Consider the following 26,825-nt stretch of genomic DNA (forward strand, 5'->3'; position numbering starts at 1 on the left):
CGCCGCGTTGGGGCGACTATGCAACAGCCTGACCGGGGAAGGTAAGGGGGGTGTTCGCTGTTTCCTGCCATAGCCTGACGCCGCGGCAGCGCCGGCGGTCTACCAGCCGCGCTGGGCCTTGATCGCCTGCTTCTGCATGTCCTTCTGGGATCGCCAGTAGTCCTTCTGCGCGTCGGTCTGCATGCGCTGATAGTCGCGGATGCGGTCCTTGCGCGAGGTCGCGTCGCGATAGTCGTTCCAGTCGTAATGGTCGTCATGGACATCGTCGTCGCCCAGCGCATCGAAGAACTTGCGCAGCGCCGAGCGGGCGGGCTCGATCGGCAGGGCGGAGGCTACCTTCGGCAGCGGTGCGAGCGCCGGCGCGGCCGAGGCGTTGGAACCGGCGGCAAGGGCGATGGCGAGCGACAGGATAGCGGTACGGATCATGATGGTGCTCCTCCCTGTCACTGTGCCGACCGGCTGAAGGAATGCGGCAGTTCGGGGCTGAGCCAGCGCATCTGCGTGATCTTGCCGGCAGCATCGGTCTCGAAGCGCAGCCGGACGAAGGGCTCGCCGCCGGACATCTCAGCCGGCGCAACGAAGGCGCCGATCGGCGCCAGCCGCGCCTGGAACAGGTAAGGGTCGTCCTTGTTCGGCTCGAGCAGGATCTGCGCCTCGGTCTTCTCCAGCGTGAGGCCGAGCTTGCCCTCGGTGAGCGCGACGGTGGCGTCGCCGAGGATCGGCGAGGCGTAACTGCCGGCGAAGGCGGAGGCGATCGGCGACAGGGGGCCGGGGACGAAGCCCGCCGCCTCGGCCTGCGCCGCCTCGCGACGGCCTTTTGCACTGGCGGCCGCGAGCGCGATGTTGTCGACGGCCGGGTTGCCGAGGACGCGATCGTAGAACCACATCGCCAGTGCGTCGGGCATGCCGCCATTGTCGAGATTGGTCAGGATGACGATGCCGGTCTTGCCGTCCGGCAGGAAGCCGGCATGGGCGCCAAAGCCGGAGGTGCCGCCATTGTGCCAGATGATCCGGCCGCGCGGCGTCGCGGTCGCGACCCAGCCCACGGCATAGCTGGTGCGCTCGTTCATGGCGACGCGCGGCGTCCAGGTGACGTCGAGATTGCCTTCGGAGACCAGGACCTTGCCCTCGAAATGGCCGCGGCCGAGCTGCAGGCGCAGCCATTTGGCCATATCGGGGATGTTCGAATTGAGCGCGCCGGCCGGGCCGAGCGCATAGGGGAAGGACGGATGGAAGGGCACGGCGACCGGCTTGTCGGCGAGGCGATGGCCCTGCGCATGGTTGGGCGCCGCGGTGATCGCCCCGGCCGTCGCCGTCGTCGCGCCCATGCCGAGCGGGGTCAGCAGGCTCGCCTTCAGAGAGTCGAACCAGGACGGAGCGCCATTGACCTTGGCGACGATCTCGCCGCCGACGACATGCGGGATGTTGAGATAGCGGAAATCGGAGCGGAACAGCCCGAGCTGCGGCGCAACACGCAGCGAGCGGATCAGCGTCTGCTTGTCGTAGCCGAGCATGGTGAGCGCGTCGTTGACATAGGGCGTCAGGCCCGAGCGCTGGGCGGCGAGGTCGAGCACGCGGAAATCGCGGGTAACCCAGGGATCGGCGAGCTGAAACTCGGGGATATGGTCGATGACGGGATCGTTCCAGCTGAGCCGGCCGGCATCGACCGCCTGCGCCAGCGTGGTCGCGAGGAAGGCCTTGGTGGTCGAGCCGACCTGGAAGATCGTCTCGGGCGTGACCGGCTCCGGCTTACCGAGCGTGCGGGCGCCGAAGCCCTTGGCGTAGATCAGCTTGTCGTCATGGACGATGCCGATTGCGACGCCCGGCACCGAGAAGGCCTTCATCCCCTCGGCGACCTGCTTCTCGAACTCCGGCAGCAGCGCCTCGATCGAAGCTTGAGTGGGCTGCTGTGCTTCCGCTGTCGTTACGCTGGAGAGGGCCGCGATGCCGAACAGGAGCGCGGCTCCGATAAAGCGCTTCATTCAATATCCCCCGAGGCATCGACAAGGCCAACATCGACAAGGCCAACAGATCACGTGGCCGAAAGCGGGCTCGCCCGCCGGCGCGCGACGATCTCACGCCAAGCTCTGACTATAGGTAAATCGGATCAGGAGATTGTGACGGGATCGGAAATTCGACCGAGCTGCTGCTCAGCCGGGCAGGAAGGCGAGCCGCCCGTCATGGCCTCGGACGGTCTCGACCGCGCTACCATAGAGTGCGGTGAGCCGCTCGGGCGTCAGCAATTCGGCCGCGCCGCCGCTCGCCAGCGCCCGGCCATCGCGCAGGAGCAGCGCCCGGTCGGCATAGCGCAGCGCCTGGTTCGGATCGTGGGTGGTGAACAGCACGCCCAGCCCTTCCGCTGCCAGATGCCGGATCTGGCTCATCACCTTGCCCTGGTTGCCGAAGTCGAGGCTCGCCGTCGGCTCGTCGAGGATCACGTAGCGCGGCTCCTGGGCGAGAGCGCGGGCGATCATGACGAGCTGGCGCTCGCCGCCGGAGATCTCGGTGTAGGGACGCTCTGCCAAATGTTGGATGCCGAGCCGCTGCAGCATGGCGGAGACCACCTCGCGGTCATGCGTCGAGGGGGCTGCGAACAGGCTGGAGCGCGCGGTGCGTCCCATCAGCACCACCTCACTCACCGAGAAGGCGAAGGTGCCGGCATGGACCTGCGGCACATAGGCGAGCGCCCGCGCCCGCTCGCCTATGGAGAGCGTCGCCAGCGGCCTGCCATCGAGCGTGAGTGTGCCGCCTTTTGCCGGCAGCAGACCGAGCAGGGTCTTCAGCAGCGTCGTCTTGCCGTGGCCGTTCGGGCCAAGCAGGGCGAGCACTTGTCCGCCCGCGAGGTCGAGCGCGATGTCGCGGCCGATCTCGTGCTCGCGGTAGCCATAGGAGAGGGCGCTGGCGGAGAGGCTCACGACCAGCCTCCGCGCGCCGAGGCCAGCAGCCAGATGAAGAAGGGCGTGCCGATCACGGCCGTGAGGATGCCGAGCGGCGTCTCGACCGGGGCGGCGGTACGCGCCAGCGTGTCGATGGCGAGGAGATAGCCGCCGCCGAGCAGCGCTGCCGTCGGCATAAGCCGGCCGAAATCGGGTCCGACGAGGAAGCGGGCGAGATGCGGCACGACGAGCCCGACCCAGCCGATGATGCCGGCGGCTGCGACGCTCGCCGCCGTCACCAGCGTCGCGGCGGCGATGATAGCAATGCGCAACGGGCCGGTGGCAAGGCCGAGGGCACGCGCCTCTTCCTCCGGCAGCGACATCACGTTCATCCGCCAGCGCAATGCCAGCAGGATGATGGCGCCGATCAGGACCGGGCCTAGCAGGGGGATCAGGTCGGGTTTGGCCGTGCCGGCGAGGCTGCCGAGCAGCCAGAAAGTCATGGCCGGGAGCTGGTTGTACGGGTCGGCCCAGTACTTCACCAGCCCGATGCCGGCGCCGAGCAGCGAGCCGATGACGACGCCGGTCAATACCAGTACCAGCACGGGATCGCCGCGCCGGATCGTGGAGCCGACAGCATAGACGGCGCCGACCGCGACAAGCCCGCCGACGAAGGCGGCGAGCTGGATGCCGAACAGGCCGAGCGAGAGATAGATGCCGATGACGGCGCCGAGCGCCGCCCCCGAGGACGCCCCGAGGATATCGGGCGAGACCAGCGGGTTGCGGAACAGGCCCTGGAAGGCGCAGCCGGCGATAGCGAGCGCCGCCCCGCACAGGATCGCTGCGAGGATGCGCGGGCCGCGGATATTCCAGACCACGGTCTCGACCTGCGCCGGCAGGCCGGAGGGATCGCCCGAGACGAGCGACCAGACGAGGCGGCCGAGATCGCCCGGCGCGACCGGATAGCGGCCGAGCGCAAAGGCGGTGAGCACGGCCAGCGCGAGCAGGACGAGGGCGATCAGATTGCCGCGCAGGGAGGAGGTCATTGCGGGCGCAGCGAAGCAGGCGAGGCGACCTGCAGCAAGATCATCATCCCATCACCCCCGCCCTGCCAGCACGCGGTCGAGCTGCGCCTCGCTCGGCGTGACCTGGTAGAACAGCGTGTGGAAGTCGCGGGCGAGCTTGCGGATGTTCTCCGGGAACTGCGCGGGGTAGAGCAACTGCGCCAACCACCACAGGCCGATCGCGCGGTTGACCGAGGGCGGGAAGTCGACCCAGCCGAAGGGCAGCTTCGGCGAGAGATGGACGCGGCTCTCGCGTACCGCCTTCACGCCGGCCCAGTTCGGATCGCTGCGCACGCTGTCGGCGAAGGCGAGGTCGATCGTGACGATGACATCGGGGTTCCAGGCCAGAACCTGTTCGAGCGAGACCTGGGCGAGGCCGCTGCCCTGCTGTTCAGCGGCGGCATTGCGGGCGCCGAGGAAGCTCAGCGTCTCGACATTGATCGAGCCGCCGAGCCCGGTCTCGAGGCCACGCGGGCCGCGGGCATAGTAGACGCTCGGGCGCTTCTCGGCAGGGATCGAACCGACGCGTCCGCGAATCGTGGCGAAGCTGTCCTCGCACCAGCGCGCCAGCGTCTCGGCACGCTCGCTGCGGCCAGTGAGCTGGCCGAGGATGCGATAGCTCGCCGGGGTCTGGTCAAAGCGGCCGTCGAGCAGGGCATAGGGGATGCCGGTCTGCTGCTGCACGCGCTCGGCGAGCTCGACATAGGTGCGGCCGGTCGAGCCGGAATCGATGATCAGGTCCGGCTTGGCCTGGAGCACGGCTTCGAGATTGGCGCTGTTGCCGCGACCGGTGATGCGGCCGACCTCCGGCCGATCGCCGATGCCGCGCAGCAGGAATTCGCGCTCCTCCGGCCGGTTGGCGCGCGGCCAGCCGAGCAGCAGGTCGGGCGCGAGGGTGTAGATCAGGATCGCCGCCGGTGGCCCCGCCGGGAAGATGCGCTCGACCTTGCCGGGAACCGGTACCTCGCGGCCGGCGCCGTCGCGCAGCGACGCGGCGCGGGCGAGGCGCGGGGCAGCGAGCGTCGCGCCGAGGCCGGCCAGGACGCTGCGGCGGTCAGGATGCGGCATGCCGGGGCTCCGAGACGCGCGAATGGCTGCAGCGAAACGGCTTGATGTCGAGGAGCGGCGTGCCGTCGAGACAGTCGAGCCCGCGCACCAGTAACACGCCTTCTTCGATGCCTTCGAGCTTCACCCGCGACAATGCGATCGGGTTCGGCCGGACCGGCGAGCGCAGTGCGAAGGTGCCGAGCGTGCCGCCGCCGCGTGGTGTCTGCGTCAGCAGATCGCGCCGCGCCTCATGCATCCAGTAGAGCAGGTCGAGCTCAGCGAAGGCTTCGATGCCCTTGAGCGCCGGCTGCCAGGGCGCGTCGATCTCCACCCGGCATAGCGGCCCGTCTTGCCGGCCCTGGCGCGGACAGTCATCGCGCGTCGCAAACGGCGTGCGGATGCGGCCGATGAAGACGAGTCGGGCGTCGGCCCGCTCGGGCAGGGGCGCTTCGGTCTCGCCTGGCCGGGTCGCTTGCCAATCCATGATGTCGCCTTTCCGCTATCCCGCGCGTGGCCGACCCGGCGCCAAGAAGCCATGCCGTGTCAGGATCGACTGGCCCTGCGGCGACAGGATGTACATGGCGAGCCGGTAGCCGCCCGGCGAGGCCTTGTTCAGCACCGTCAGCCCATAATCGGCGCCGACGGCGAGCTGGTCCGGCAGGCGCAGCATCGCGATCCCCGGCTGTTCCTTCGCCAGCTGCTGGGCATTGGTGCAATAGGCCAGGAAGATGTCGGCCTCGCCGCTTGCCAGCTTGTGACCGTAGACGTTGAGGCCTTCCGGTGCTGGCAGGCATTCAGGCCCGCCGGTGAGCTTCAGGGCTTTGGCTTCAAGCGCCGCCTTGGCGCCGGGCTTAACCGCCTCGGCTCTGGCGAAGACGGCGAAGGCGTAGTCGCCGGATGGATCGGCCTTCGGCGTCGAGGTGCCGAGCCTGACCTTGGGATCGAGCATCAGATCGAGCAGGTTGGCGCTTGTCGCTACCAGTCCCGGCCGCAGGAAGGCGCAGAGTTCGTTGCGGGCGAAGAGCACGGCCGGCCCTGCGAGGCCGGCGCGTGCCAGCGCCTGCGGATGCTCCAGATTGGCCGAGGCGAAGACCGCACCGGTCTCGCCTCTGGCGAGCCGGTCCCTGAGCAGTCCGGAGGCGCCGAACTGCGCGGAAACGAGGACTCCGGTCTCGCTTTGGAACGTTTCAGCGATATCGAGCAGGGCGCCGCGCAGGCTGCCGGCGGCGTGCAGGCTCACCGAGGCTGGCGCAGTCAAGATCTCACTTCCCCTCGCGAGGCAGGCTAGGCGCGACGAAACCGTGCCTCGCCAGGATGCGCTGCCCCTCCGGCGAGAGGATATACATGGCCAGCCGATAGGCGTTCGGCGAGGCGCCGTTCATCACCGTCAGCCCGTAATCGGCGCCGACCAGCAGTTTCTGCGGCAGCCGGACCATGCGGATGCCCGGCTGCTCGCGGGCGATCGGGTCGGCATTGGTGCAATAACCGAGGAAGAGATCGGCGGCGCCGGTCACCAGCAGATGGCCGGTGCCGTTGCGGTCGGGCGGCGTCGGGGCGCTATTGGGACCACCGACAAGCTGCAGCGCCTTGGCCTCCAGCGCCGCCTTCGCGCCGGATTTCAGCCCGTCGGCCTTGGCGAAGACCTGCCAGGCATAGTCGCCGGACGGGTCGGCCCTGGGCGTCGAGGTGCCGAGCTTCACCTTGGGATCGAGCATATGCGTGAGCAGCGTGGCGCTGGTCACGTCCAGTCCGGGGCGCGCGAAGGCGCAGGTCTCGTTGCGGACGAAGAGCACGACCGGGCCGGCCTTGCCGTCCTTCGCCAGTGCGAGCGGATGGTCCATGTTGGCGGAGGCGAAGACCTCGGCCGGCTCGCCTTTGGATAGCGCCTCACGGAGCAGTCCGGAGGGGCGGAAGCTGGTCTTGACCGGAATGCCCGCGGAGGCCTCGAAAGCCTTGGAGACCTCGGTCAGCGCATTCTTCAGGCTGCCGGCGGCGTGCAGCAGCACCGGCTTCTGCGCCTGTTGAGCCGGCGCGAGCGCCGGCCACAGGCCGATCAGGGCGGTGAGAGCGAGCCTGCGCAGCATGTCAGGCGCCCGCCTGCCCGGCATTGGGGAAGAAGAGCTGCTGGCCGTCGATCTTGTAGTCGGCGATCGCCTTCTGGCCTTCCGGGCTGGTCAGCCAGTCGGCGAAGAGCTTGCCGTCGGCGACCTTCACATGCGGGTGCTTGGCGGGGTTCACTGACATGACGCCGTACTGGTTGTACAGGCGCTGATCGCCCTCGACCGAGATGACGAGATCGCCGCGGTTCTTGAACGAGATCCAGGTGGCGCGGTCGGAGAGCACATAGGCGCCCATCGCTCCGGAGGTGTTGAGCGCCGCGCCCATGCCCTGGCCGATCTCGCGATACCAGGGGCCCTTCTGCGCGGCGATGTCGATGCCCGCGACCTTCCAGAGATTGAGCTCGGCGGCATGGGTGCCCGACTTGTCGCCGCGCGAGACGAAGGGCGCTGCCTTCTCCTGGATTGTCTTCAGCGCCGCGACGATGTCCTTGGTGCCGGCGACGCCGGCCGGGTCGGCCTTGGGGCCGATCAGGACGAAGTCGTTGTACATCACCGGCCGGCGCTCGGTCGAAAAGCCCTCCTCGACGAATTTCAGCTCCTGCGCCCTGGCGTGGACGAAGACGACGTCGGCATCGCCGCGACGGGCGGTGTCGAGGGCCTGGCCGGTGCCCTGCGAGATGACGCGGACCTCGATGCCGGTCTTGGCCTTGAACAGCGGCAGGATGTGGTTGAACAGGCCGGAATCCTGGGTCGAGGTGGTCGAGGCCACAGTGATGAAGCGCTCGCCGCTCGGGGCGGCGGGCGCCTGGGCAAGGGCGACGCCGGTCAGGCCGAGGAACAGGCCGGCGGCGAGGACGGAACGACGGGGCAGGGCGGTCATGGGCGTTTCTCCTGTCTTTAGTTTTTGTGGATCACCAGAGCAGTTCACCGGCAAGGAAGGCGCGCGCTTCGGCTGATTGCGGGCTGGCGAAGAAGTCTTTTCCGGGCGCGTCCTCGACCAGCCGGCCGCGATGCAGGAAGAGCACGCGGTCGGCCAGGCGCCGGGCCTGGCCGAGATCATGGGTCGACATCATCACGGTGATGCCCTCGGCGACGAGGCCGGAGAGCAATTCCTCGATCTGGCGCGTCGCGGCAGGGTCGAGCTGCGAGGTAGGCTCGTCGAGGAAGAGCAGTTCGGGCCGGAGAGCCCAGGCGCGGGCGATGGCGAGGCGCTGCTGCTCGCCACCGGAAAGCAGACGGGCTGGCTGGCTGGCGCGCTCGGCGAGGCCGAAGCGCTGCAGCGCCTGTGCCGCGCGTGCCTTGCGCTCGGCTCCGCTAGCGCCGGCGGCAGCAAGCGCGTGGGTGATGTTGGCCTCGACCGAGCGGCGCAGCATGATCGGCTTCTGGAAGACCATGGCGTGGCGCTTGGCTCTTCCCTCGGCCCCGGCGGCCCAGCGTACGGCACCGCGGCTCGGTGTCAGCAGGCCATGGCATAGGCGGAGCGTCAGCGATTTGCCGGCGCCGTTCGGCCCGAGCAGCACGGTGATGCCACCGGCCGGGATGATGAAGCTGTTGGGCTCGACCAAAAGCTTGCCGTCGCCGGAGAAGGCGGCGGCCTCAACGGTCAGCGGCAGGATCGAGGTTACGCTCAGCATGATCGCTTACCCGGCATAGCGCGCGCCGATGCGGCTGGCACCGAAGGCGATGGCGTTGATGGCGAGCGTCAGCGAGAGCAGGACAAGGCCGAGGCCCAAAGCGAGCGGCAAGTCGCCCTTCGAGGTCTCGAGCGTGATCGCCGTGGTCATGGTGCGGGTGTAGCCGGCGATATTGCCGCCGACGATCAGGACGGCGCCGACCTCGGCGCTGGCCCGGCCGAAGCCGGCGAGCAGCGCCGTCGCCAGCGCAAAGCGCCCGTCGAAGAGCAGGGTCGGGATGGCGCGCAGGCCGTCGAGGCCGACCGACCGCAGATGGTCGCGATACTCGCTCCAGAGATCCTCGATCACCTGCCTCGTCAGTGCGATCACGATCGGCAGGACGAGGATCACCTGCGCGATGATCATCGCGGTCGGGGTAAACAGCAGGCCGAGCGGGCCGAGCGGACCTGAGCGCGAGAGCAGCAGGAAGACGGCGAGGCCGGCCACGACCGGAGGCAAGCCCATCAGCGCGTTCAGGCAGACGATGATGGCAGAGCGGCCGGGAAAGCGGGCCAGCGCCAGGGCCGCGCCGAGCGGCAGACCGATCAGCGCCGCAATCAGCACGGCGGTCAGGGTCACGCGCAGCGACAGGAAGACGATGCCGAGAAAGCCGGGATCGAGCCCGACCACCAGGGCAAATGCCGCCTGAAAGATCGCGCCGACGTCCAAAGCCTACTCCCGCGCGCTCGCCTTCGAGCCGGATCCGATCAGGTTGGTTCAACCTGATCGGTGAATCCGTCTCTCACTTTTAGTTAGAGACCGTTTTACCGATCAGCTTGCCCAGCAAGCCGATCGGAACGGGCTCTGGATTGCAAGCATTTGCAATTGGTAGAGTTCAATGCGACCAAATGCCAACGCCGTAACCAACGCAGGCAAACGCAGGCTGATGCAGGACCAAGTCTGGCTGACGACTGAAGAAGCGGCGCGCTATCTGCGGCTGAAGGATCGCAAGCTCTACGAGCTCGTCGGGCAGGGCGCGGTGCCCTGCACCAAGGTTTCCGGCAAATGGCTGTTCCCACGCGCCGGGCTCGACCGCTGGCTCGAGGCCGGGCTGTCGCGACCGGCCGGGTTCGACGCGGTCCCGCCGCCACCGATCGTCGGCGGCAGTCAGGATTCTTTGCTGGAACTCGCCATCCGCGAATCCGGTTGCGGCTTGGCGCTGCTCGCAGAGGGCTCGCAGGCCGGGCTCGACCGGCTCGTCCGCAATGAGGTCTCAATCGCGGCCCTGCATCTGCATGCGACGCCGGATGACGACGCCGCCAACCTCGCCGCGATCCGCGCCGAGCCTTCCCTGCACGACGCCGTGGTGATCAATTTCGCCCGGCGCGAGCAGGGATTGCTGATCGCGCCTGACAACCCGCTCGGGATCGATGAACTCAGTGCGGCGATTATGAAGGGCGCCCGCTTTGCCCAACGCCAGCGCGGCGCCGGGGCGCACTTGCTGCTGATGAGCCTGCTGGAGCGGACCGGCGTCCCCTCCGGCCGCATGATCGTCGCCGACGGCATCTGCGCCACCGGCCAGGATCTGGCGCTGGCGATCCGCTCCGGGCGGGCCGATTGTGGCATCGCGGCGCGCGCCATCGCCATGGCCTTCGGCCTCGCCTTCCTGCCGCTGGTCTGGGAGCACGTCGATCTGGTGCTGCGCCGGCGGAGCTATTTCGAGCCGGCGACGCAGAAGCTGCTCGCCTGGATGCGTGGCCCCGATATGGCGGCGCGGGCGAGCGAGTTCGGTGGCTACGACCTCTCGATCAGCGGAGCAGTGCGGCTGAATCGGTAGGGAGCTGGAACCACACGGGCAGAACCCGCGCGCCTCGGGAGGCGGTCGCATGCGGCGGCGGCTCCTGTAAGGCCCATTTTCAATTGGAACAGCCCGGTTACTGCGTTACAGTAATCGTCCCCAGTCTGGGCGAGTATGGCCAATGAACGAGCTTTCCTCGACGACTAGGCCTGCCGCCCACACAATCGATTTTCGCCAGCTCGCGCGCGGGCTAGGGACGGTGTTAAACTATGCCTCCGGGGATGTAGTCTTTCGGGAGGGCGATGAACCCGCCTATGCCTATATCGTTCTCACCGGCAAGATCGAAGTCAGCAGCCACGGAAAGCTGATCGAGCAGGTCAGCGAGGGGCGCGCTTTCGGTATTATTTCACTGATCGACAGGAAGAAGCGTTCAGCCACAGCAAAAGCTCTAGAACAATCCGAGATTGCCCTGGTTGATTCAAAGCAGTTTCGCTTCATGGTCGAGACAACGCCCAATTTCGTCTGGTATGTGCTGTCGGAGGTCGTGGACCGACTGCGAGCGACGAATTCTGCTTTGTGATCGCGTGATGCCGAAGGCGGGCTCGGGCCGAAAGCCACGCGCAGACCACATCGTCGAGCGACAAATCCGGACGCTGCGGCAGATGCGACGATGAGGCGGTCAAGAGGCATAGACCCGAGTGGGTCGTTCCAGTCGTGCTCCACTTCGCCAAACGGCGGCCGGCCAGCCGTCTCTCGCCGGGTTCCCGTGTGCCGCATCCGCGAAACTATCGTGCAAATCGGCCGGGCAATTGCAGCGCCTCTTGCGCCGTCATCGACATAGTCTTTCGGCCGTTGCAGCAGGCAGGGACGGCCCGTGACGATCGATCTCGACACACTCGTGCAGGAGATGACCGCCTGGCGGCGCGACCTGCACGCCCATCCGGAATTCGGCTTCGAGGAAAAGCGCACCAGCGCCTTCGTCGCCGGCAAGCTGCGAGAGTTCGGCTTCGACGACGTCGCCGAGGGCGTCGGCGGCACCGGTGTCGTCGGGACGCTGAGGCGCGGCAGCGGTAACCGGGCAATCGCGCTGCGGGCCGACATGGACGCCTTGCGCATCCCCGAACAGGGTGAATTGCAGTATCGTTCGCAGAACCCCGGCGTCATGCACGCCTGCGGTCATGACGGACACACCGCCATGCTGCTCGGGGCGGCGAAGCTCCTGGCTGCGGATGGCGGCTTCGACGGCACCGTGCGCTTCGTCTTCCAGCCGGCCGAGGAATGGGGTCGCGGTGCTCTCGCCATGCTCGATGACGGGTTGCTGAAGCGCTTCCCGTTCGAGGAGATCTACGGGCTGCACAATGCGCCGGGACTGCCGGTCGGCACGTTCCAGACGCGGACCGGGCCGATCATGTCGGCGGAGGATAATTTCGAGATCGTCCTCACCGGCGTCGGCGGCCATGCCGCCCGGCCCCATGTCGGCAACGAGACCCTGGTCGCGGCCTGCGCTCTGGTCACCAGCCTGCAGACCATCGTCTCGCGCCGCCTGAGTCCGGCGCAGATCGCCGTGGTCTCGGTGACGGAGCTGATCACCGACGGCACCCGCAACGCCCTGCCGGGGCAGGCGCGCATCCTCGGTGATGCTCGCAGCTTCCACCCCGAGGTCAGCGCCGAGATCGAGGCGCAGATGCGCGTGATCAGCGACGGCATTGCCCGCGCCTACAATGTCGAGCAATCGGTGAGCTATACGCGCGAATTCGTGCCGCTGCTCAACCAGCCGGTCCAGACGGAAGCGGCGCTGGAGGCGGCGCAGGCAGTGCTCGGTTCCGAGAACGTCTCCGTCGTCTCCGAGCCCTTTACCGGCTCGGAGGATTTCGCGCGCTTCCTCGCACATGTGCCGGGCTGCTTCTCTTTCGTCGGCAATGGCGACAGCGCTCCGCTGCACAACCCACGCTACGACTTCGACGACGGAGGGCTGATCCACGGCGCGCGCTTCCACGCTGAGATCGTCAGGCGGCGGCTGGCGGTGGGGTGAGGTCGGATTGGGGAGAGGACGGCGCGGACGTTTACGGTGCGCTGCTGTGCGATCCTGAGCTGACCTTGGTAAAAGCCGCTTCCGACCATGTGGTCACTCATTGCTGCACTCAAGGCGGCGTTGATCTCTGTCAGTAATGTACTGCGGAGCAGAATCGTCCATACATTGGCTAATATGCTCGTTTGCTGAGTGTAGAGCAGCAAAAAAGAGAAGGTAACCGGTGTAGACAACGACTAAAACCGTTGCCGATAGGATGAATAATCCACGCCAACTCCGCATGCAATGCCCGCTCCCGGTCCCGCTCAACGGCCCAGCACAGGCCGCATCGAGAGCCTCACTTCCACTCGTAGCCGACATTGCGTTGGCGACATTCAATCGCCTCTTGTGCCGAGCATTCGACACCAAGCTCGCCAGGCGATCTCGCAAATGTAACCAGCAACAAAAATCCCGGCTATGCATAAGACAGCATACAAGCCGACCCAGAAAGGATTGGCGAGAAATTGGTCCCAGAGTTCGCGCATTTGCACCGCCCGTAGCCGAAGCGGACAAGAGTAACATAGCTTTCCAGCTACCGCGGACCCACTGAGTGGGGCTGCAAATTGCAGCTCCCACTCGAAAAGACAGCGCTCACTCTCGCCCAAACCTCCGCCACGCACAGACCCGATGCACATACTCCCGGTCACGCTGCGCCTCGCCGAAGGGCGCGACTGGCCAGAGCCAGCTCTCGTCCTCCTTTGGCAGCGCGACGCCATAGGTCAGATCGAGCCGGTCGTGGATCGCGCCATCGCGGTCGCGTTCGACCATCTCGACATCACTGATCAGGCAGATATGGCCCTTGAAGCGGGCGAGGTCAGCGAGATGCCAGGCGATGCAGCGGGCCGGCAGGTTCTCGGGGAGGGCGGCGGCGCGGGCGGGATTGGCCTCGAGCCAGTCGGCGAGCGGCCAGGCGAGCTGCGAGAGCAGGTTGGCGGAGATGACGAGATCGACGCTGTCGTCGGCGATGAGATCGGCCAGCGGGTCCTGCCGGTCGTCCGCCTCGCCGGCGAGCCAGGCCATCGCGCCGGTGAGGTCGCGGCTGAGGAGGCTGACCTTGGCCTGCCGCCAGAGCTTCAGGCGCACGAGTGGCAAATGGACGATGTCGACCAGCACAACCTCGTCGAAGCTCGCGCAAAGCGCCTCCAGCGGGATGTCGCGGACAGGGCCGGAGCCGAGCACCACCGCCCTACGGCGTCGTGGCAGCGCGGCCGCGACCTCGGCGATGATGGCGCGACAGCGGGTGTGATGCGGCTCCCAGGCCTTGCGCTGGCGCCAGCCGCGCGACCAGAGCGCGACGCCCTCCCGCAGCAGTCCGAGCTTGCGCGCCATCGGTGCCGCTGGAGTCAGGGCACGCAGAGCGAGCTCGGCTAGCATCAGGGCATGATGCCGAAAAGTGGATGCCGGTTTTCGGGCGACATCATGCCCCCAGGAATCAGTTGAGCGCCCCGCGCCCTGCGACAGGCCAGACCGCCTCGACATGAGCGTCAGGGCCGGAAAGCCCGCGTACGCAGACATACCAGTCATGCAGGTTGACGGTCGGGTCGCAATGGCCGGGCACGAGCAGGACGCGGTCGCCGCGATGCGGCACGGTGACGGGGTCGCCGGTCAGGATGCCGTGCTCGTCCGAAGGCTTTGTGTAGATCACGCCGTCGCGCTGCCACGGCACCGGCATGCCGGAATCGACTGCGGCCGCCTTGTGGCCGGCATCGACGATGGCGCGGTCCGGCACCGGCTTGCTCATCACCCCGGCAAGCACGAAGAGCGCATGCTGGAAGGTTTGGAAGGGCGAGCCGTCGGCGGTGCGGTTGCGGGCGTAATCAGCGTCCATGAAGATATAGGAGCCGCATTGCAGCTCGTTCCAGATGCCGGAGCGGCTTTCCAATTCGAACGTGCCGGTGCCGGCGCCGCCGACGGTTTCGCAGGCGAGTCCGGCCTGGGCGAGGCGCTCGATCGCGTTGCGGGTAAGCAGGCCGGCGCGCTCGATCGCCTCGCTGCGCTCGTCGATCGAGCGCATGTGCTGGGCCGAGCCGTGATAAGCCTGCACGCCGCGGAAGCGCAGCGTGTTGCTGCGCGCCACCGCCTCGGCGAGCCGGACCGCCGCCTCGCCCGGCGCGACGCCGCAGCGGCGTCCGCCGATGTCGAGCTCGACCAGGACGTCGAGGACAACGTCGTTGCGGGCCGCCGCCTCGGCTGCCTCGCGCACCCCGTCGATATGGTCGACGCAGAGCCCGATGCGGGCGTCGCGAGCGAGCTTGGCCAGCCGGTCGAGCTTATGGGCTCCGGCGATCTCGTTGGTGACGAGCACGTCGGTGACGCCGCCGGCGACCAGGATCTCGGCCTCGCTGACCTTCTGGCAGCACTGCCCGACCGCGCCATGGGCGATCTGGCGCATCGCGATCTCGGGGCTCTTATGCGTCTTGGCATGCGGACGCAGGCGCACGCCGCTCGCCTCGGCGAAAGCCGCCATGGTGACGAGATTCCGCTCGAAGGCGTCGAGATCGAGGATCAGGGCAGGGGTGTCGATCTCGGCGAAGGACTGTCCGGGCCGAGCCGGCGGGGTAAGGGGCATGGGCGCTCATATCTGGGGAATCAACTCATGGCCATCGGACGTCAGGTTCGTGTCCGGAGCAAGACCGGCAGTGGCGCTCGCATGGCGGCCATGTTAGGCCGCGCCCCATGAAGATCGGCCGCGTCACCGACGATACCCTTGCGCTCTTTGCCCGAGTCTGGCGCGAGCGCGGGCGGCAATACCTGCCGCAAATGCTCACCATCCTCGCACTCGTCGTGGTCATCGCCGCGACGACGAGCTTCTATCCGCTCTTGATCAAGGCGGCCTTCGACGCCTTCGCCGACCCGATCGGGGCCGAGGCAACCGGCTTCGTGCGCCGCGCCGAAAGACTGGTCTCGAAATCGCTCGGCATCGAGATCGGCGTCGTCAATGCCGTCGCGATCGTCGTGGTCATCGTCACCGCGATCAAGGGCTTCTCGCTGCTGACCCAGACGGTGATGACCAACAGCGTCGTCAGCCGGATCGAGGCGGACATGCAGAGCGCGCTCTACGACCATTTGATCGACGCCGATCTGGCGCAGCTGCAGCGGGAGAATCCTGCCTCGCTCACCCAGCGCTTCACCACCGACTTCACCTTCGTCAAGGAGGCGCTGACGCGGCTGGTCAATATTGCGATCCGCGACGTGATGACGGCGATCGCGCTGGTCGGCGCCATGCTCTGGATCGACTGGAAGATGACGGCCGTCGTGCTCTTGATCGCGCCGATCGTCGCACGGCCGATCGGCCGGATCGGCAAGAAGCTGCGCCGGATGGCGGCCTCGCAGCAGGAGCAGACCGGCCTCATGGCGAGCCTGGTCACCGAGAGCCTGCAGGGCGCGCGTGTCGCCAAGACCGATTCGCTCGAACCCTATCTGAAGGGGCGTGCTGCCGCCGCCTTCGAGACGATCCGGGCATTGAAGATGAAGGCGGCGAATGCGCGCGGCCGGCTCGACCCGCTGCTCGAGGTCGCCGGCGGCATCGCGGTCGCCGGCGTCCTCGCTGCGATCGGCGTGCGCATCACCTCGGGCGGCTCCACCGTCGGCGACTTCACCGGCTATGTCTCGGCGCTCTTGCTCGCGGCGCAGCCGATGCGCTCGCTCGGCAATCTCAACGCCATCGTGCAGGAGGCCGGCGCCTCGCTGAAGCGCTACTACGCGCTGATCGACGAGAAATCGCTGATCACCGATCGCCCGGATGCCAAGCCTCTGGCGGTGACCGGTGGCGAGGTCGCCTTCCGCGACCTGCGGTTCCGTTATCGCGACGACCAGCGCGGGCTCGAGGGTATCGACCTCGTGGCCGAGGCCGGCAAGACCACGGCGCTGGTCGGCCGCTCGGGCTCGGGCAAGTCGACCATGCTGGCGCTGGTGCCGCGGCTCTACGATCCGAGCGAGGGCAAGGTCGAGATCGACGGGCAGGACACCCGCGACGTGACCCTGCACAGCCTGCGCAGCCAGATCGGCGTGGTCAGCCAGGACGTGGTGCTGTTCGACGACACGGTGCGCGCCAATATCGGCTTCGGCCGCCCTGGCGCAAGCGAGGCGGAGATCGTCGCCGCGGCCAAGGGAGCCGCGGCGCATGACTTCATCATTGCGATGCCCGATGGCTATGAGACGCGGGTCGGCGAACGCGGTTCGCGGCTCTCCGGCGGCGAGCGCCAGCGCCTCGCCATCGCCCGCGCCATCCTCAAGGACGCACCGATCCTGCTGCTCGACGAGGCGACGTCAGCGCTCGACACCCAGTCGGAGCGGCTGGTGCAGCAGGCGCTGGCGGAGCTGATGAAGGGCCGGACCACGCTCGTCATCGCGCACCGGCTCTCGACCGTGCGCGAGGCCGACCAGATTGTCGTGCTCGACGAGGGCAGGGTGGTCGAAACCGGCGATCATGACGGGCTGATCGCGCGCGACGGCGCCTATGCGCGGCTCTACCGGCTGCAATTCGCGGAGGGCTAGAGCCATTCGCCTGGAGACTGAACGCCTCGTCCTCGATTTGCATGGCACCGAGCATTTCGAGCCGCTTTGCCAGATGTGGGGCGATGCAGCGGTGGTGCATCATATCGGCCAGCCCTCGACGGTCCAGGAAGCGTGGATGCGGCTGCTGCGCTATCGTGGGCTCTGGCCGCTGCTCGGCTATGGCTATTGGGCACTCACCGAGAAGGCCAGCGGGCGCTTCGTCGGCGATCTCGGCTTCGCCGATTTCCACCGGGCGGTCGAGCCGCCGATCCGCGGCATACCCGAGGCCGGCTGGGTGCTCGCGAGCTGGGCGCATGGCCGCGGTTTCGCCAAGGAAGCGCTGACGGCCGCGCTCGCCTGGCTCGATGGAGAGACCGCGCATCAAAGCTGCGTCTGCCTGATCGCGCCGGGGAACGAGCCCTCGCTTCGGCTTGCGCGGGGCGCCGGCTTCCGCGACGAGCGCACCGTCGGCTTCCTGGGGCATGATACGGTGCTGCTGCGGCGCGAACGTCCGGCATAGCGCCAAGGTGGCGCCAGGGCGCTCGCACAAGCATACCGGACATGCGCAAGCGACAGGCGGCTGCTGACAGGAGCCGCCACATTCGGCTGGCAGTGTCGCCACTCAAAAAATGATGGGATTGATTGTGACTGCTGCTTCGACCGCAGAGGCGCCTGTGCGCAAGGCGACACGCCGCGAATGGCTGGGCCTGATCGCCATCGCCTTCCCGTGCATGATCTATTCGATGGACCTGACGGTCCTGAACCTTGCCGTGCCGACGCTGATACGCGAGCTGAATCCATCGGCGGGGCAGCTGCTCTGGATAATCGACATCTACGGATTCATGGTCGCCGGCTTCCTGATGACGATGGGCACGCTCGGCGACCGGATCGGCCGGCGCAAGCTCCTGCTGATCGGCGCGGCCGCCTTCGGCGCGGCCTCGACCGTTGCCGCCTTCTCGACCAGCACCGAGATGCTGATCGTGACGCGGGCGCTGCTCGGCATCGCCGGCGCGACGCTGGCGCCCTCGACCCTTTCGCTGATCGCGGTGATGTTCGAGGACGAGACCGAGCGCACTTTCGCCATCTCGATGTGGATCGCCAGCTTCTCGGCCGGCGCGGTCATCGGCCCGCTGATCGGCGGCGCGTTGATCGAGTATTTCTGGTGGGGTTCGGTCTTCCTGATCGCGGTGCCGCCGATGCTGATCCTGCTCGTGATCGGCCCGATCCTGCTGCCCGAGTACAAGGCGCCACAAGCGGGTCGGCTCGACATAGCCAGCGCGCTGCTCTCGCTGGCGGCGATCCTACCGGTGATCTACGGGGTGAAGCACTGGGCCGAGTTCGGGCTTTCGGCCTATGCCGTCGCCTTCATCCTCGCCGGGCTCGCGCTGGGCGTGGTGTTCGCGCGTCGGCAGAAGCAGCTGGCCGATCCGATGGTCGACCTCACCTTGTTCGGGATTCGCGCTTTCCGCGCGGCGCTGGCGATCAATCTCGCCGGGATCATGGTGATGTTCGGCAGCTTCATCTTCGTGGCGCAGTACCTGCAGCTGGTGGCCGGGCTGACGCCGCTTGAGGCGGGCATCTGGTCTCTGCCGTCGGCGATCGCCTTCACGCTCGCCTCCTTCGCGGTCACGCCGCTGTCCGTGCGCTTCAAGCCGGCGACGCTGATGGCTGGCGGTATGATCCCGTCGGCGCTTGGCTTCGTCTGGTTGGCCTTTGCGCCGAACCTTGTCCAGATCGTTGCTGCCTCGGTCATGTTCTCGATCGGCTTCACGCCGGTGATCGCGCTGACGACCGGGATCGTCGTCGGTTCGGCGCCGCAGGAGCGGGCCGGCGCGGCATCGGCCATGTCGGAGACCAGTATCGAGCTTGGTGGCGCGCTCGGCATCGCCGTGTTCGGCAGTCTCGGCACGGCGCTCTATCGCCAAAGCATGGCGGATATTTCGGTTGCCGGCGTCGACGGCGCGACGCTGGCACCGGCGCGTTCGACCTTGGGCGGCGCGCTTGCTGCGGCGGAGCGGCTGGCACCCGACCAGTCGGCGCATCTGCTCCAGGTGGCACGCGAGGCCTTCATGACGGGCTTCCACGCGGTCGCGCTGATCGCCATCGCCGGCATGATCTTCTGTATCGCCGTGGCGTTGACCACCCTGCGCGATGCGCGGCCGACGGGAGCGCATTGAAGCGGGGTGTCATTCTCGGGCGAAGCGAAGCGCAGACCCGAGAATCTCGTGACGAGAAGGCGCTGACGACAGCCCTTCCTGGCCTGAGATGCTCGGGTCAAGCCCGAGCATGACGCCACTTAGGGCTCGCGCTGCAAGGCCTCGGCGGCGGCGGGGAAGCCGCGGAAGGAGAGCGGCAGCGTGACCTCGCGCTTGGCGGCGTCGAGATAGCGCATCTGGCCGGCCTCGGCGAAACCGCGCCAGCGCTTGAAGACCTCGTCGCTCAGACTGGCTTCGGCGAAGCAGCCGCCGGGCAGGCAGCGCTGGAACACGGCGAGCGCTTCGTCCTTGTCGGCGACCGTGACGCGCACACTGGCCTTGTCACCGAGCGAAAGGTTAGGTGGGACCTGGATCACGAGCTTGATCGGCTCGTCCTTGACCGGCCGGCCAATTGCGACCAGCGCGATCGGGCCGCGCTGGCCTTGCTGCTCGAGCGTCTGGACGATCTCGCAGACACGGGCCGCGACGCTCGCCTGGCAGCGCATCACCCAGTCGCCATAGGTCGCGGTGGTGTTGTCGGGTTGGGAGACGGCGCCGGGAGCTGGTGCCGTCTGAGCCTGAGCCGGTGCCGTCTGCGCCTGGGCCGGCCGTTGCGAGGCAGGGCGCTGCGCCGGGGCCTGGGCCAAAGCAGCGCCGGCCGCCAGGACGGACATGGAGAGGGTAAGGATGGTCGGTCGGCTCATGGCGGGGCGTGTCCGGTCGCAGCGATAAATCGAGTTCAAGACCAGGATCGGTCGTTGCGCAAGCCGGAGTTGTGAACGCGCATCAAGGATGCCAGCCGGTTTCCTGCGCCGGAGCATCATCCTGCACTTCTTGCGCGCGTGCTTCCTCGACCACCGCGAAGACGGCGCGCAGCGCAGCCTCGACGCCCTCGCCCGAGGCGGCCGAGAGCGCGATCGGGGTGCGTCCGGCGGCGCGCTTCAGGCGGGCAAGCTGCTCCTTGCGCACCTCCGGCGTCAGCGCATCGACCTTGGAGAGTGCGACGATCTCCGGCTTCTCGTCGAGATCGGCGCCATAGGCGGCGAGCTCCTTGCGCACCGTCTTGTAGGCCTTGCCGGCATGTTCGGTGGTGCCCTCGACGAGATGCAGCAGCACGCGGCAGCGCTCGATATGGCCGAGGAAACGATCGCCGAGGCCATGGCCCTCATGCGCGCCTTCGATCAGCCCGGGAATATCGGCGAGCACCATCTCGCGGGCATCGACGCGAACGACGCCGAGGCCGGGATGCAGCGTGGTGAAGGGATAGTCGGCGATCTTCGGCTTAGCCGCGGTGACGGTGGCGAGGAAGGTCGACTTGCCGGCATTGGGCAGCCCGACGAGGCCGGCATCGGCGATCAGCTTGAGGCGCAGCCAGACCCAGCGCTCCTCGCCCGGCAGGCCAGGATTGGCGTGGCGCGGCGCCTGGTTGGTCGCAGTCTTGAAATAGGCGTTGCCGAAGCCGCCATTGCCGCCCTTGCACAGGACGAAGCGCTGGCCGGGCTCGGTCAGGTCGGCGACCAGCGTCTCGCCATCCTCGTCGAGCACCTCGGTTCCCGGCGGCACCTTGAGCACGATCGCGGTGCCATTGGCGCCGTGCCGGTCCTTGCCCATACCGTGCTCGCCGATCCTGGCCTTGAAATGCTGCTGGAAACGGAAGTCGATCAGCGTGTTCAGCCCCTGCACGCATTCGATCACGACGTCGCCGCCACGTCCGCCATCGCCGCCATTGGGCCCGCCGAACTCGATGAACTTCTCGCGCCGGAACGAGACGCAGCCGGCGCCGCCGTCGCCGGCCTTCACATAGATTTTGGCTTGGTCGAGGAATTTCATGGAGGAGTAGGTAGTCGCATGAGCGCTGGAGAGCAATGCATCGCGACGCTTCTCCAGGTTGACGCCGGCGTGCTTCACGCAGAATTATGTTGCAGTGCAGCAACGAATGCCCATCTCGGAGGTTGTCACCCGCCAGCGCCACTCCGGCGGCTGACGAAGCAAGGGCCCTGACGATGCGAAAGCTCTCCGACACGATCGCCCGACTATCGGCCTATCGCACCCAGCTGGGGGCCGGGACGGGTATCGATGCGTCCGGCCGCCTCGGCACCCTGCCGGAGTTCGGCAACAATCCCGGCGCGCTGCTCGCCCGGACATATGTGCCGCGGGAGCTTCCTGCCGGCGCGCCCCTGGTCGTGGTGCTCCATGGCTGCACCCAGACCGCTTCCGGCTACGATCTCGGCTCCGGCTGGTCGACACTGGCCGATCGCGACGGCTTTGCGCTGCTGTTTCCCGAGCAGCAGCGCGCCAACAACGCCAATCTCTGCTTCAACTGGTTCGAGCCGGGTGATACCGGCCGCGGCAAGGGCGAGGCGCTGTCGATCAGCCAGATGATCGAAGCCATGATCGCGCGCCATGGCCTCGATCGGGGCCGTGTCTTCATCACCGGATTGTCGGCGGGCGGAGCCATGGTCGGCGTCATGCTCGCGACCTATCCGGAACTCTTCGCCGGCGGCGCGATCATCGCCGGACTGCCCTACGGGGTCGCGGCGACCATTCCCGAAGCTTTCGATCGCATGCGCGCCCATGGGCTGCCCGGCGAGCAAAGGTTGCAGGATCTGGTGCGCTCCGCCTCGCGGCACGGTGGACCCTGGCCGACGATTTCGATCTGGCAAGGCAGTGCCGACCGCACGGTGAGCCCTGCCAATGCCGCAGCACTCATCACGCAATGGCGGGGCGTCCACGACCTGCCTGCCGAACCGTCGGCGAGCGAATCGGTGGACGGCCATCGGCGCCGGGTCTGGCGTGACGCTGATGGCCGCGACCTGATCGAGGAGTACAGCATTGCCGGAATGGGCCATGGCACGCCGATCGCCGGCGACGGCATCGGCCGACCGGGGCCGTATATGCTGGCGGCCGGGATTCCCTCGACGCAGCGGATCGCCGGCTTCTGGGGACTGGCGGTCGATGAGGCCGAGAAGGTCAAGCCAGCCGTGAAAACGCCGACCGCTTCCCTCCCGGTGCAAACGCCTGCCATGGCCGCCGGTCCGGCGCGCCCGGCGCCTGAACCGCCGCGCGAGACTGACCGGTGGGCCGCGCCGCCTGCAGCCGCCGGCGTGCGCAAGATCATCGAGGATGCGCTGCGTTCGGCCGGGCTGATGCGGTGACGGTCCCGCCGATACACGGGACCGTCCCTGTCAGGCGAGGCAGGGCTCCTCGCTGACGCTTTCAGCCTGCTGCTGCTGTTCATCCGCTGGCAGCGGAGCCCAGCCCGAGACGCTCCAGCTCTTGAGCGCCGCCCAGGTCGAGCGGTCGAGCCGGAACTGCTCGCAAGGGAAGAGCCCGCCGCGCGCTGGCAGCGACTTGAGGAAGGACCCCTCCTGCCGAAAGCCGCTCTTCTCCAGCACCCGGCGCGAGGCCGGGTTGATGACGCGGGTGTCGGCCTCGATCGCGTCGATCTCGACCAGCGAGAACATGGTGTCGATCAGCGCCTGCACCGCTTCGGTGGCGTAGCCCTTGTTCCAGTGCGGTGTGCCGAGCCAGTAGCCGATGAAGGGCCGCCCGGTCGCCTGCTTGTGCGCACCGATCATACCGATCAGCTCGTTGGGCTTCTCGCGCGGGGTGATCGCCAGCACGAGGTGCTCGCCCAGCGCATTGCCCTTGCGCGTCGCAAAGACGAAGGGATCGGCCGCCTGTGTCGGGTAAGGATGCGGGATCGAGGCCGTCATTTCCGCGACCGCCTTCTCGCCGGCGAGGCGCAGGATGGCGGTGGCGTCGGCGATCCGCGGCCAGCGCAGCCATAGCCGCCTGGTCTCGAGCCTGAAGACGTCGTCTCTCGTCAATTCGGGGAACATCAGGGTCTCTCCGTCGGCGCAAACGAGAAAGGGAGATGAGACTTCTGGTCCCATCTCCCCCTCGTTGACCTTCGGGAAACCCGTTTTCGGGCTTTTATCCCTTGATCCGTCCGGTTCGATGGAACCGGCGGATCGAGGAAATTCCCTATCCGCCGTTTATTCTGCGGCCACTTGGGCCGGGACTACGTTCACGAAAGCTCGGCCGAGCTTCGTCGTGAATCGGACGCGACCGTTGGCGGTAGCAAAGAGCGTATGGTCTTTGCCCATGCCGACATTCGCGCCGGCGTGCCATTTGGTGCCGCGTTGACGAATAATGATGTTGCCGGGAACGACCACCTGGTCGCCGAAGCGCTTCACGCCGAGGCGCCTGCCTTCGGAGTCGCGACCATTGCGGGACGAGCCGCCTGCCTTTTTGTGAGCCATAACGCCCTACCTCAAAAACTCTTCAGTCGATGTAACCCGAATCGGCGGCAAAAGCCACCCCGACCGGGCGTGAAGCTGCGCGGAGCCTGTCAGCCCCGGTCAGTAGTCCTCGCCGGACGCCTGCTCGGCCTGGTCGGCCTTGGCACGCGGCGGCTTGCCGGCGAGCAACTCCTTGGCCTGCTCGACCCACTCCTCGCGGGTGGCGCGGCCACGAAGCTTGAGCTCCTCGTCCCACTTGGCGACGTCGGCCTCGGTCCAGGCGGCGATGTCGTTCCAGGAGGTGATGCCGGCGGCGCGCAGCTTCTTCTCAATGGTCGGGCCGACGCCCGAGATCAGCGAGAGGTTGGAGGCGTCGAGGCCCTCGGCCTTGGCTTCCGCCTTGGCCTTGGCAGGCTTGGCCGAAGCCTTGCCCTTGACGGTCTCGCTGCCGGCCTTGAGCGCGACGGGAGCGGCTTCGCCCTTCTTCATCTCCGGCTTCTTGCCGCCGGTGAGGATATCGGTGATGCGCACCACGGTCAGCTCGGCGCGGAAGCCGCGCTTGCGCTTCGAATTCTGGCGGCGGCGCTTCTTGAAGGCGATGACCTTCTCGCCGCGGGTCTGCTCGACGATCTCGCCCGCGACGGTGATGTCACCGAGGAAGGGGGCGCCGACCGTCGACTTCTCGCCATCGGTCAGCATCAGCACGGAGCCGAAGGCGACGGTATCGCCCGGGTTGCCCTCGAGCTTGGCGATCGTAATGCGGTCATTGGCGGCGACGCGGAACTGCTTGCCGCCGGTCTTGATGACTGCGAACATCTTAGTGTTCTCCATGTTGAGCCCCGCCCTGTCATGAGCCCTTAAAAGGGGCGCACGCGGGACGGCTTTTTGGCAGTCGGTTGCGTGGTCGGGTTGCTCTTAAGAACTCGCTGCGGCGACTGCATCGAAGCGTCGCTGTCGGCGCTAGCCAAAAGAGATCAGGCGCGGGTTTCCCCACGCCGGACGCGGCTTCCTAGTCGCGCACGGGCTGGCCGTCAAGGAAAAGCAGCATGGCGGCGAAGGATTTCAGGGCTGTGACAGGCTCGTTGCCGCATCACATCGGAAAGGCTTGTGCACGACGTACGCAATGTGTAGTAACCAGCCCGCTTCGACCAGAGCGACCGCGGACAGGTGGCAGAGTGGTTGAATGCACCGCACTCGAAATGCGGCATACCCGCAAGGGTATCGGGGGTTCAAATCCCTCCCTGTCCGCCACTCCTTTTATCTCACGCCAGTTCGCTTCGCTCACGGCTCCGATGGGGTGGCCTTCCGGCCGGTCGCGCAGTCGCGCTCCCGGCTCCGAGTTCGAACTTTCGTTCTCATTCTCCGCCACTGCTATTTGCGCAATCTATTGATTCAATTATGATATTTGACAGACTCGTCTGACCATCCCCCAACGGGTGGTGTCGGAGAGATCGCGCTGTTCGGCGTGCTCATCGGCTGCCTCTATTTGCCAAACGGCAATCCGGCGCCGGGGCCGAAATTCGGTTACAAGCTCGACCGGTTCAAACGTTTGGCGGCCTACGCCGCCGTGCTGCTCGACCACGACATTCCCGTTGCTTTGATTGGCGACTTCAACGTGATGCCGACGGAACTCGACGTCTGGCGCTCAGAAGGGTGCCAGGCCTCTCCATAATTGCCACTAGTGCCGATAGCTCGATCGCTTACGTTCGAAACAGGCCGATGGAACCGGCGCGATCGAGCAAGCCGCGGATGTAACGGTCTCGATGGCGCCGGCCGGAGGCCGAGGGAACGGTGAAACAGAAAAACGCGGTCGTCCCTCGGCGATCTATGGCCCGGCCAGACAGAGGCCGGGCCATTTCAGCATCGCGGCACGCTCGCGCCGATAGAGCACGACGCGTGAGACGCCGATCATCTTCATCGCCGCCATCGCGTCACGGATGACCGCGAACGCTCCCGTTCGGACGAGAGTGCTTTCACCCGACATTTGAGACAGAGCCCGTGCTGACGATGTTGTCCGACGTCAACATCGTGCCGGCGCTGATCTAAAAGCGATCGGCTGCGAATGGCTTCAGGTCGCAGAAGGTCGGCGCGCCGGTCATCGCATCCGCCAAGAGCCGCCCGGTGACTGGCCCCAAGGTGAAGCCGTGATGGGCGTGGCCGAATGCAAACCACAGGCTGCGATGCCGGGGTGCCTGTCCGATGATCGGCAGCATGTCGGGCAGGCAAGGGCGTGCCCCGCGCCAGGGTTCGGCATCGAGACGCGGGCCGAGCGGCATGATGCGTCGCGCGACCCGCTCGGCCTGGTCGAGCTGCCAGGAATCCGAGGGTTCATCGCGGCCTGCGAGTTCGATCCCGGTGGTCAGGCGAATGCCGCGCTCCATCCGGCTGAGCACGAACCCGGCCTGCACGTCGCAGAGCGGGTGCTGCGGGACCGCTCCATCGGCGACCGCATAGTGCATGTGATAGCCGCGCTTGAAACTGAGCGGAAAGCGATAGCCGAACCGCTTGCACAGATCGTTCGACCAGGGTCCAAGGGCGACGACGGCCTCTGGCGCGCGCCATTCCTCGGCATCGACCGATAGTCGCCATCCCGCGTCGTCGTGCTGCAATGAGTCCGCGTCTGCGCGGAGCAGCCGGCCTCCGCGCTCAGTGAACAAGGTGGCATAGGCTCGCGTCACTGCGCCTGGATCACTGACGGTCACCGGGTCGCGCCAGTGTACGGCGCCGGCGACCGTGCCCGGCAGCAGGCCCGGCTCGCGCTCCCGAAGCGTTGCCTCGTCGAGAAGGTCGTAGGCGAGACCGTGAGGCGCGAGTTCCTTTGCGGCCCCCGCCGCTCGCTGAAGACCGCGATGGCTGCGGTAAAGCTCGATCCAGCCCTCGCCGCGCATCAGCGCTTCGGTTCCGGCCGCCTTGGCCCAGCGCTGGTGCTCGTCGATGCAGCGCTCGATGAGCGGCAGGATGGCGCGTCCGGATCTGTCGAGCCGGCCCGGAGCCGAATTCCACCAGTAGCGTGCGAGCCAGGGCGCCATTCGCAGCAATGCGCCAAGCCGGTAACGCACGGCGATCGAGCGGTTGGAGGCGAAAGCGGCGAGCGTCGGGAGGTCGCGCGGGAATGCATAGGGAACAACCGAGGAGCGCTCGATCAGTCCGGCGTTGCCATGGCTGGTCTCGGCTCCGGGTTCGCCACGGTCGATCAGCAGAACGCTGCGACCGCGCTCCTGCAAATGCAGGGCGACGCTGACGCCGACGATGCCGGCCCCCAGCACGATCACATCGGCTTGTCGTCCTGCGCTCGTCATCGCCTGGGCAAGCCCGTCTCCAAAGGCTCGAAACGAGCACATCGGCAGCGAGCCTCAAACTGGG

General features: G+C 67.2%; 26 protein-coding genes, 1 tRNA gene and 1 pseudogene. 9 read left to right on the forward strand and 19 right to left on the reverse strand.

The genetic code is table 11. The annotated features are described in order from the left end of the window. Positions 1-99: 99 nt before the first annotated feature. From ACSQ3M_RS19170 to ACSQ3M_RS19220, 11 genes are all read right to left on the reverse strand, one after another. Positions 100-426, reverse strand: coding sequence for a hypothetical protein (locus ACSQ3M_RS19170; protein ID WP_436151670.1), 327 nt, complete (start codon positions 424-426; stop codon positions 100-102). 17 nt (positions 427-443) lie between these two features. Continuing rightward, the gene (locus tag ACSQ3M_RS19175; RefSeq protein ID WP_436151671.1) at positions 444-1,982 is read right to left on the reverse strand and encodes a serine hydrolase; all 1,539 of its coding nucleotides are present in this window, start codon (positions 1,980-1,982) and stop codon (positions 444-446) included. Between the two features lie 168 nt (positions 1,983-2,150). Continuing rightward, positions 2,151-2,915: an ABC transporter ATP-binding protein gene (locus ACSQ3M_RS19180; RefSeq protein WP_436151672.1), complete on the reverse strand. Its 765-nt coding sequence runs from the start codon at positions 2,913-2,915 to the stop codon at positions 2,151-2,153. After that, entirely contained in the window at positions 2,912-3,922 is a 1,011-nt protein-coding gene (locus tag ACSQ3M_RS19185; RefSeq protein ID WP_436151673.1) for a FecCD family ABC transporter permease, read from the reverse strand. Before ACSQ3M_RS19185 ends, ACSQ3M_RS19180 begins: the two co-directional genes overlap by 4 nt. Positions 3,923-3,973: 51 nt before the next feature. Continuing rightward, the gene (locus ACSQ3M_RS19190) at positions 3,974-5,008 is read right to left on the reverse strand and encodes an iron ABC transporter substrate-binding protein (RefSeq protein ID WP_436151674.1); all 1,035 of its coding nucleotides are present in this window, start codon (positions 5,006-5,008) and stop codon (positions 3,974-3,976) included. Beyond that, complete coding sequence (tsaA, locus tag ACSQ3M_RS19195; protein WP_436151675.1) at positions 4,995-5,471, reverse strand: tRNA (N6-threonylcarbamoyladenosine(37)-N6)-methyltransferase TrmO; 477 nt, start codon at positions 5,469-5,471, stop codon at positions 4,995-4,997. Before tsaA ends, ACSQ3M_RS19190 begins: the two co-directional genes overlap by 14 nt. A 15-nt stretch (positions 5,472-5,486) precedes the next feature. Next, positions 5,487-6,245: a molybdate ABC transporter substrate-binding protein gene (locus ACSQ3M_RS19200; RefSeq protein WP_436151676.1), complete on the reverse strand. Its 759-nt coding sequence runs from the start codon at positions 6,243-6,245 to the stop codon at positions 5,487-5,489. A 4-nt stretch (positions 6,246-6,249) separates the two neighbouring features. Further along, a complete protein-coding gene (locus tag ACSQ3M_RS19205; protein ID WP_436151677.1) occupies positions 6,250-7,071 on the reverse strand; it encodes a molybdate ABC transporter substrate-binding protein in 822 nt (273 codons plus the stop codon). A 1-nt stretch (position 7,072) separates the two neighbouring features. Beyond that, positions 7,073-7,927, reverse strand: coding sequence for an extracellular solute-binding protein (locus ACSQ3M_RS19210; RefSeq protein WP_436151678.1), 855 nt, complete (start codon positions 7,925-7,927; stop codon positions 7,073-7,075). Between the two features lie 31 nt (positions 7,928-7,958). Further along, entirely contained in the window at positions 7,959-8,681 is a 723-nt protein-coding gene (locus tag ACSQ3M_RS19215) for an ATP-binding cassette domain-containing protein (RefSeq protein ID WP_436151679.1), read from the reverse strand. A 6-nt stretch (positions 8,682-8,687) separates the two neighbouring features. Beyond that, entirely contained in the window at positions 8,688-9,389 is a 702-nt protein-coding gene (locus ACSQ3M_RS19220; RefSeq protein ID WP_436151680.1) for an ABC transporter permease, read from the reverse strand. A gap of 217 nt (positions 9,390-9,606) precedes the next feature. Here ACSQ3M_RS19220 and ACSQ3M_RS19225 point away from each other — a divergent pair, with 217 nt between their 5' ends. The 3 genes from ACSQ3M_RS19225 to ACSQ3M_RS19235 all read left to right on the forward strand — a co-directional run bounded on the left by ACSQ3M_RS19225 (position 9,607) and on the right by ACSQ3M_RS19235 (position 12,490). Then, positions 9,607-10,497, forward strand: coding sequence for a substrate-binding domain-containing protein (locus ACSQ3M_RS19225; RefSeq protein ID WP_436151681.1), 891 nt, complete (start codon positions 9,607-9,609; stop codon positions 10,495-10,497). A gap of 142 nt (positions 10,498-10,639) precedes the next feature. After that, complete coding sequence (locus ACSQ3M_RS19230; RefSeq protein WP_436151682.1) at positions 10,640-11,038, forward strand: cyclic nucleotide-binding domain-containing protein; 399 nt, start codon at positions 10,640-10,642, stop codon at positions 11,036-11,038. 294 nt (positions 11,039-11,332) lie between these two features. Further along, on the forward strand, positions 11,333-12,490 hold the full coding sequence (locus ACSQ3M_RS19235; protein ID WP_436151683.1) for an amidohydrolase: 1,158 nt from the start codon (positions 11,333-11,335) through the stop codon (positions 12,488-12,490). Positions 12,491-13,117: 627 nt separating this feature from the next. On the opposite strand, the gene ACSQ3M_RS19240 is transcribed toward ACSQ3M_RS19235, so the two are convergent. Together ACSQ3M_RS19240 and ACSQ3M_RS19245 are read right to left on the reverse strand one after the other, a co-directional pair. Next, on the reverse strand, positions 13,118-13,855 hold the full coding sequence (locus ACSQ3M_RS19240; protein WP_436151684.1) for a hypothetical protein: 738 nt from the start codon (positions 13,853-13,855) through the stop codon (positions 13,118-13,120). 103 nt (positions 13,856-13,958) lie between these two features. Then, the gene (locus ACSQ3M_RS19245; protein ID WP_436151685.1) at positions 13,959-15,095 is read right to left on the reverse strand and encodes a DSD1 family PLP-dependent enzyme; all 1,137 of its coding nucleotides are present in this window, start codon (positions 15,093-15,095) and stop codon (positions 13,959-13,961) included. A 107-nt stretch (positions 15,096-15,202) separates the two neighbouring features. Here ACSQ3M_RS19245 and ACSQ3M_RS19250 point away from each other — a divergent pair, with 107 nt between their 5' ends. From ACSQ3M_RS19250 to ACSQ3M_RS19260, 3 genes are all read left to right on the forward strand, one after another. Next, positions 15,203-17,023 carry an ABC transporter ATP-binding protein gene (locus ACSQ3M_RS19250; RefSeq protein ID WP_436151686.1) on the forward strand — a complete coding sequence of 607 codons (1,821 nt, stop codon included), beginning with the start codon at positions 15,203-15,205 and terminating at the stop codon, positions 17,021-17,023. Beyond that, on the forward strand, positions 16,986-17,543 hold the full coding sequence (locus ACSQ3M_RS19255) for a GNAT family N-acetyltransferase (protein ID WP_436151687.1): 558 nt from the start codon (positions 16,986-16,988) through the stop codon (positions 17,541-17,543). Before ACSQ3M_RS19250 ends, ACSQ3M_RS19255 begins: the two co-directional genes overlap by 38 nt. Before the next feature lie 112 nt (positions 17,544-17,655). After that, positions 17,656-19,200 (forward strand): MFS transporter, encoded by a 1,545-nt coding sequence (locus tag ACSQ3M_RS19260; RefSeq protein WP_436151688.1) that lies wholly within the window; start codon positions 17,656-17,658, stop codon positions 19,198-19,200. A gap of 119 nt (positions 19,201-19,319) precedes the next feature. Here ACSQ3M_RS19260 and ACSQ3M_RS19265 read toward each other — a convergent pair whose 3' ends face one another. Then, the gene (locus ACSQ3M_RS19265; RefSeq protein WP_436151689.1) at positions 19,320-19,922 is read right to left on the reverse strand and encodes an invasion associated locus B family protein; all 603 of its coding nucleotides are present in this window, start codon (positions 19,920-19,922) and stop codon (positions 19,320-19,322) included. Between the two features lie 82 nt (positions 19,923-20,004). Further along, positions 20,005-21,048, reverse strand: a complete 1,044-nt coding sequence (gene obgE, locus ACSQ3M_RS19270) for a GTPase ObgE (protein ID WP_436151944.1) — start codon at positions 21,046-21,048, stop codon at positions 20,005-20,007. 173 nt (positions 21,049-21,221) lie between these two features. Here obgE and ACSQ3M_RS19275 point away from each other — a divergent pair, with 173 nt between their 5' ends. Beyond that, on the forward strand, positions 21,222-22,373 hold the full coding sequence (locus tag ACSQ3M_RS19275) for an extracellular catalytic domain type 1 short-chain-length polyhydroxyalkanoate depolymerase (protein ID WP_436151690.1): 1,152 nt from the start codon (positions 21,222-21,224) through the stop codon (positions 22,371-22,373). 30 nt (positions 22,374-22,403) lie between these two features. Here ACSQ3M_RS19275 and ACSQ3M_RS19280 read toward each other — a convergent pair whose 3' ends face one another. The 3 genes from ACSQ3M_RS19280 to ACSQ3M_RS19290 all read right to left on the reverse strand — a co-directional run bounded on the left by ACSQ3M_RS19280 (position 22,404) and on the right by ACSQ3M_RS19290 (position 24,278). After that, complete coding sequence (locus tag ACSQ3M_RS19280) at positions 22,404-23,060, reverse strand: GNAT family N-acetyltransferase (RefSeq protein ID WP_436151691.1); 657 nt, start codon at positions 23,058-23,060, stop codon at positions 22,404-22,406. Positions 23,061-23,216: 156 nt separating this feature from the next. Continuing rightward, complete coding sequence (gene rpmA, locus ACSQ3M_RS19285) at positions 23,217-23,483, reverse strand: 50S ribosomal protein L27 (RefSeq protein WP_436151692.1); 267 nt, start codon at positions 23,481-23,483, stop codon at positions 23,217-23,219. Positions 23,484-23,582: 99 nt separating this feature from the next. After that, positions 23,583-24,278 carry a 50S ribosomal protein L21 gene (locus ACSQ3M_RS19290; protein ID WP_436151693.1) on the reverse strand — a complete coding sequence of 232 codons (696 nt, stop codon included), beginning with the start codon at positions 24,276-24,278 and terminating at the stop codon, positions 23,583-23,585. A 345-nt stretch (positions 24,279-24,623) separates the two neighbouring features. Between ACSQ3M_RS19290 and ACSQ3M_RS19295 the strand changes: the two genes are divergently transcribed. Together ACSQ3M_RS19295 and ACSQ3M_RS19300 are read left to right on the forward strand one after the other, a co-directional pair. Beyond that, a tRNA-Ser gene (locus tag ACSQ3M_RS19295) sits at positions 24,624-24,713 on the forward strand. A 154-nt stretch (positions 24,714-24,867) separates the two neighbouring features. Next, positions 24,868-25,113: pseudogene (locus tag ACSQ3M_RS19300) on the forward strand (exodeoxyribonuclease III); the annotation flags it as partial. A 391-nt stretch (positions 25,114-25,504) separates the two neighbouring features. Here ACSQ3M_RS19300 and ACSQ3M_RS19305 read toward each other — a convergent pair. Further along, entirely contained in the window at positions 25,505-26,761 is a 1,257-nt protein-coding gene (locus ACSQ3M_RS19305) for an NAD(P)/FAD-dependent oxidoreductase (RefSeq protein WP_436151694.1), read from the reverse strand. Positions 26,762-26,825: the final 64 nt, after the last annotated feature.

The sequence above is a fragment of the Allobosea sp. LjRoot90 genome, assembly GCF_964254315.1.
Classification (GTDB): Bacteria; Pseudomonadota; Alphaproteobacteria; order Rhizobiales; family Beijerinckiaceae; genus Allobosea.

What these genes read in the sequence shown, in the direction of transcription:
- ACSQ3M_RS19215 (WP_436151679.1), bottom strand. Translation starts at nt 8,681, where the DNA reads ATGCTGAGCGTAACCTCGATCCTGCCGCTGACCGTTGAGGCCGCCGCC.
- ACSQ3M_RS19255 (WP_436151687.1), top strand. Translation starts at nt 16,986, where the DNA reads ATGCGCGGCTCTACCGGCTGCAATTCGCGGAGGGCTAGAGCCATTCGC.
- ACSQ3M_RS19185 (WP_436151673.1), bottom strand. Translation starts at nt 3,922, where the DNA reads ATGACCTCCTCCCTGCGCGGCAATCTGATCGCCCTCGTCCTGCTCGCG.
- ACSQ3M_RS19175 (WP_436151671.1), bottom strand. Translation starts at nt 1,982, where the DNA reads ATGAAGCGCTTTATCGGAGCCGCGCTCCTGTTCGGCATCGCGGCCCTC.
- ACSQ3M_RS19290 (WP_436151693.1), bottom strand. Translation starts at nt 24,278, where the DNA reads ATGTTCGCAGTCATCAAGACCGGCGGCAAGCAGTTCCGCGTCGCCGCC.
- tsaA (WP_436151675.1), bottom strand. Translation starts at nt 5,471, where the DNA reads ATGGATTGGCAAGCGACCCGGCCAGGCGAGACCGAAGCGCCCCTGCCC.
- ACSQ3M_RS19225 (WP_436151681.1), top strand. Translation starts at nt 9,607, where the DNA reads ATGCAGGACCAAGTCTGGCTGACGACTGAAGAAGCGGCGCGCTATCTG.
- rpmA (WP_436151692.1), bottom strand. Translation starts at nt 23,483, where the DNA reads ATGGCTCACAAAAAGGCAGGCGGCTCGTCCCGCAATGGTCGCGACTCC.
- ACSQ3M_RS19250 (WP_436151686.1), top strand. Translation starts at nt 15,203, where the DNA reads ATGAAGATCGGCCGCGTCACCGACGATACCCTTGCGCTCTTTGCCCGA.
- ACSQ3M_RS19305 (WP_436151694.1), bottom strand. Translation starts at nt 26,761, where the DNA reads ATGACGAGCGCAGGACGACAAGCCGATGTGATCGTGCTGGGGGCCGGC.
- obgE (WP_436151944.1), bottom strand. Translation starts at nt 21,048, where the DNA reads ATGAAATTCCTCGACCAAGCCAAAATCTATGTGAAGGCCGGCGACGGC.
- ACSQ3M_RS19230 (WP_436151682.1), top strand. Translation starts at nt 10,640, where the DNA reads ATGAACGAGCTTTCCTCGACGACTAGGCCTGCCGCCCACACAATCGAT.
- ACSQ3M_RS19210 (WP_436151678.1), bottom strand. Translation starts at nt 7,927, where the DNA reads ATGACCGCCCTGCCCCGTCGTTCCGTCCTCGCCGCCGGCCTGTTCCTC.
- ACSQ3M_RS19245 (WP_436151685.1), bottom strand. Translation starts at nt 15,095, where the DNA reads ATGCCCCTTACCCCGCCGGCTCGGCCCGGACAGTCCTTCGCCGAGATC.
- ACSQ3M_RS19190 (WP_436151674.1), bottom strand. Translation starts at nt 5,008, where the DNA reads ATGCCGCATCCTGACCGCCGCAGCGTCCTGGCCGGCCTCGGCGCGACG.
- ACSQ3M_RS19205 (WP_436151677.1), bottom strand. Translation starts at nt 7,071, where the DNA reads ATGCTGCGCAGGCTCGCTCTCACCGCCCTGATCGGCCTGTGGCCGGCG.
- ACSQ3M_RS19265 (WP_436151689.1), bottom strand. Translation starts at nt 19,922, where the DNA reads ATGAGCCGACCGACCATCCTTACCCTCTCCATGTCCGTCCTGGCGGCC.
- ACSQ3M_RS19240 (WP_436151684.1), bottom strand. Translation starts at nt 13,855, where the DNA reads ATGGCGCGCAAGCTCGGACTGCTGCGGGAGGGCGTCGCGCTCTGGTCG.
- ACSQ3M_RS19170 (WP_436151670.1), bottom strand. Translation starts at nt 426, where the DNA reads ATGATCCGTACCGCTATCCTGTCGCTCGCCATCGCCCTTGCCGCCGGT.
- ACSQ3M_RS19280 (WP_436151691.1), bottom strand. Translation starts at nt 23,060, where the DNA reads ATGTTCCCCGAATTGACGAGAGACGACGTCTTCAGGCTCGAGACCAGG.
- ACSQ3M_RS19275 (WP_436151690.1), top strand. Translation starts at nt 21,222, where the DNA reads ATGCGAAAGCTCTCCGACACGATCGCCCGACTATCGGCCTATCGCACC.
- ACSQ3M_RS19260 (WP_436151688.1), top strand. Translation starts at nt 17,656, where the DNA reads ATGGGATTGATTGTGACTGCTGCTTCGACCGCAGAGGCGCCTGTGCGC.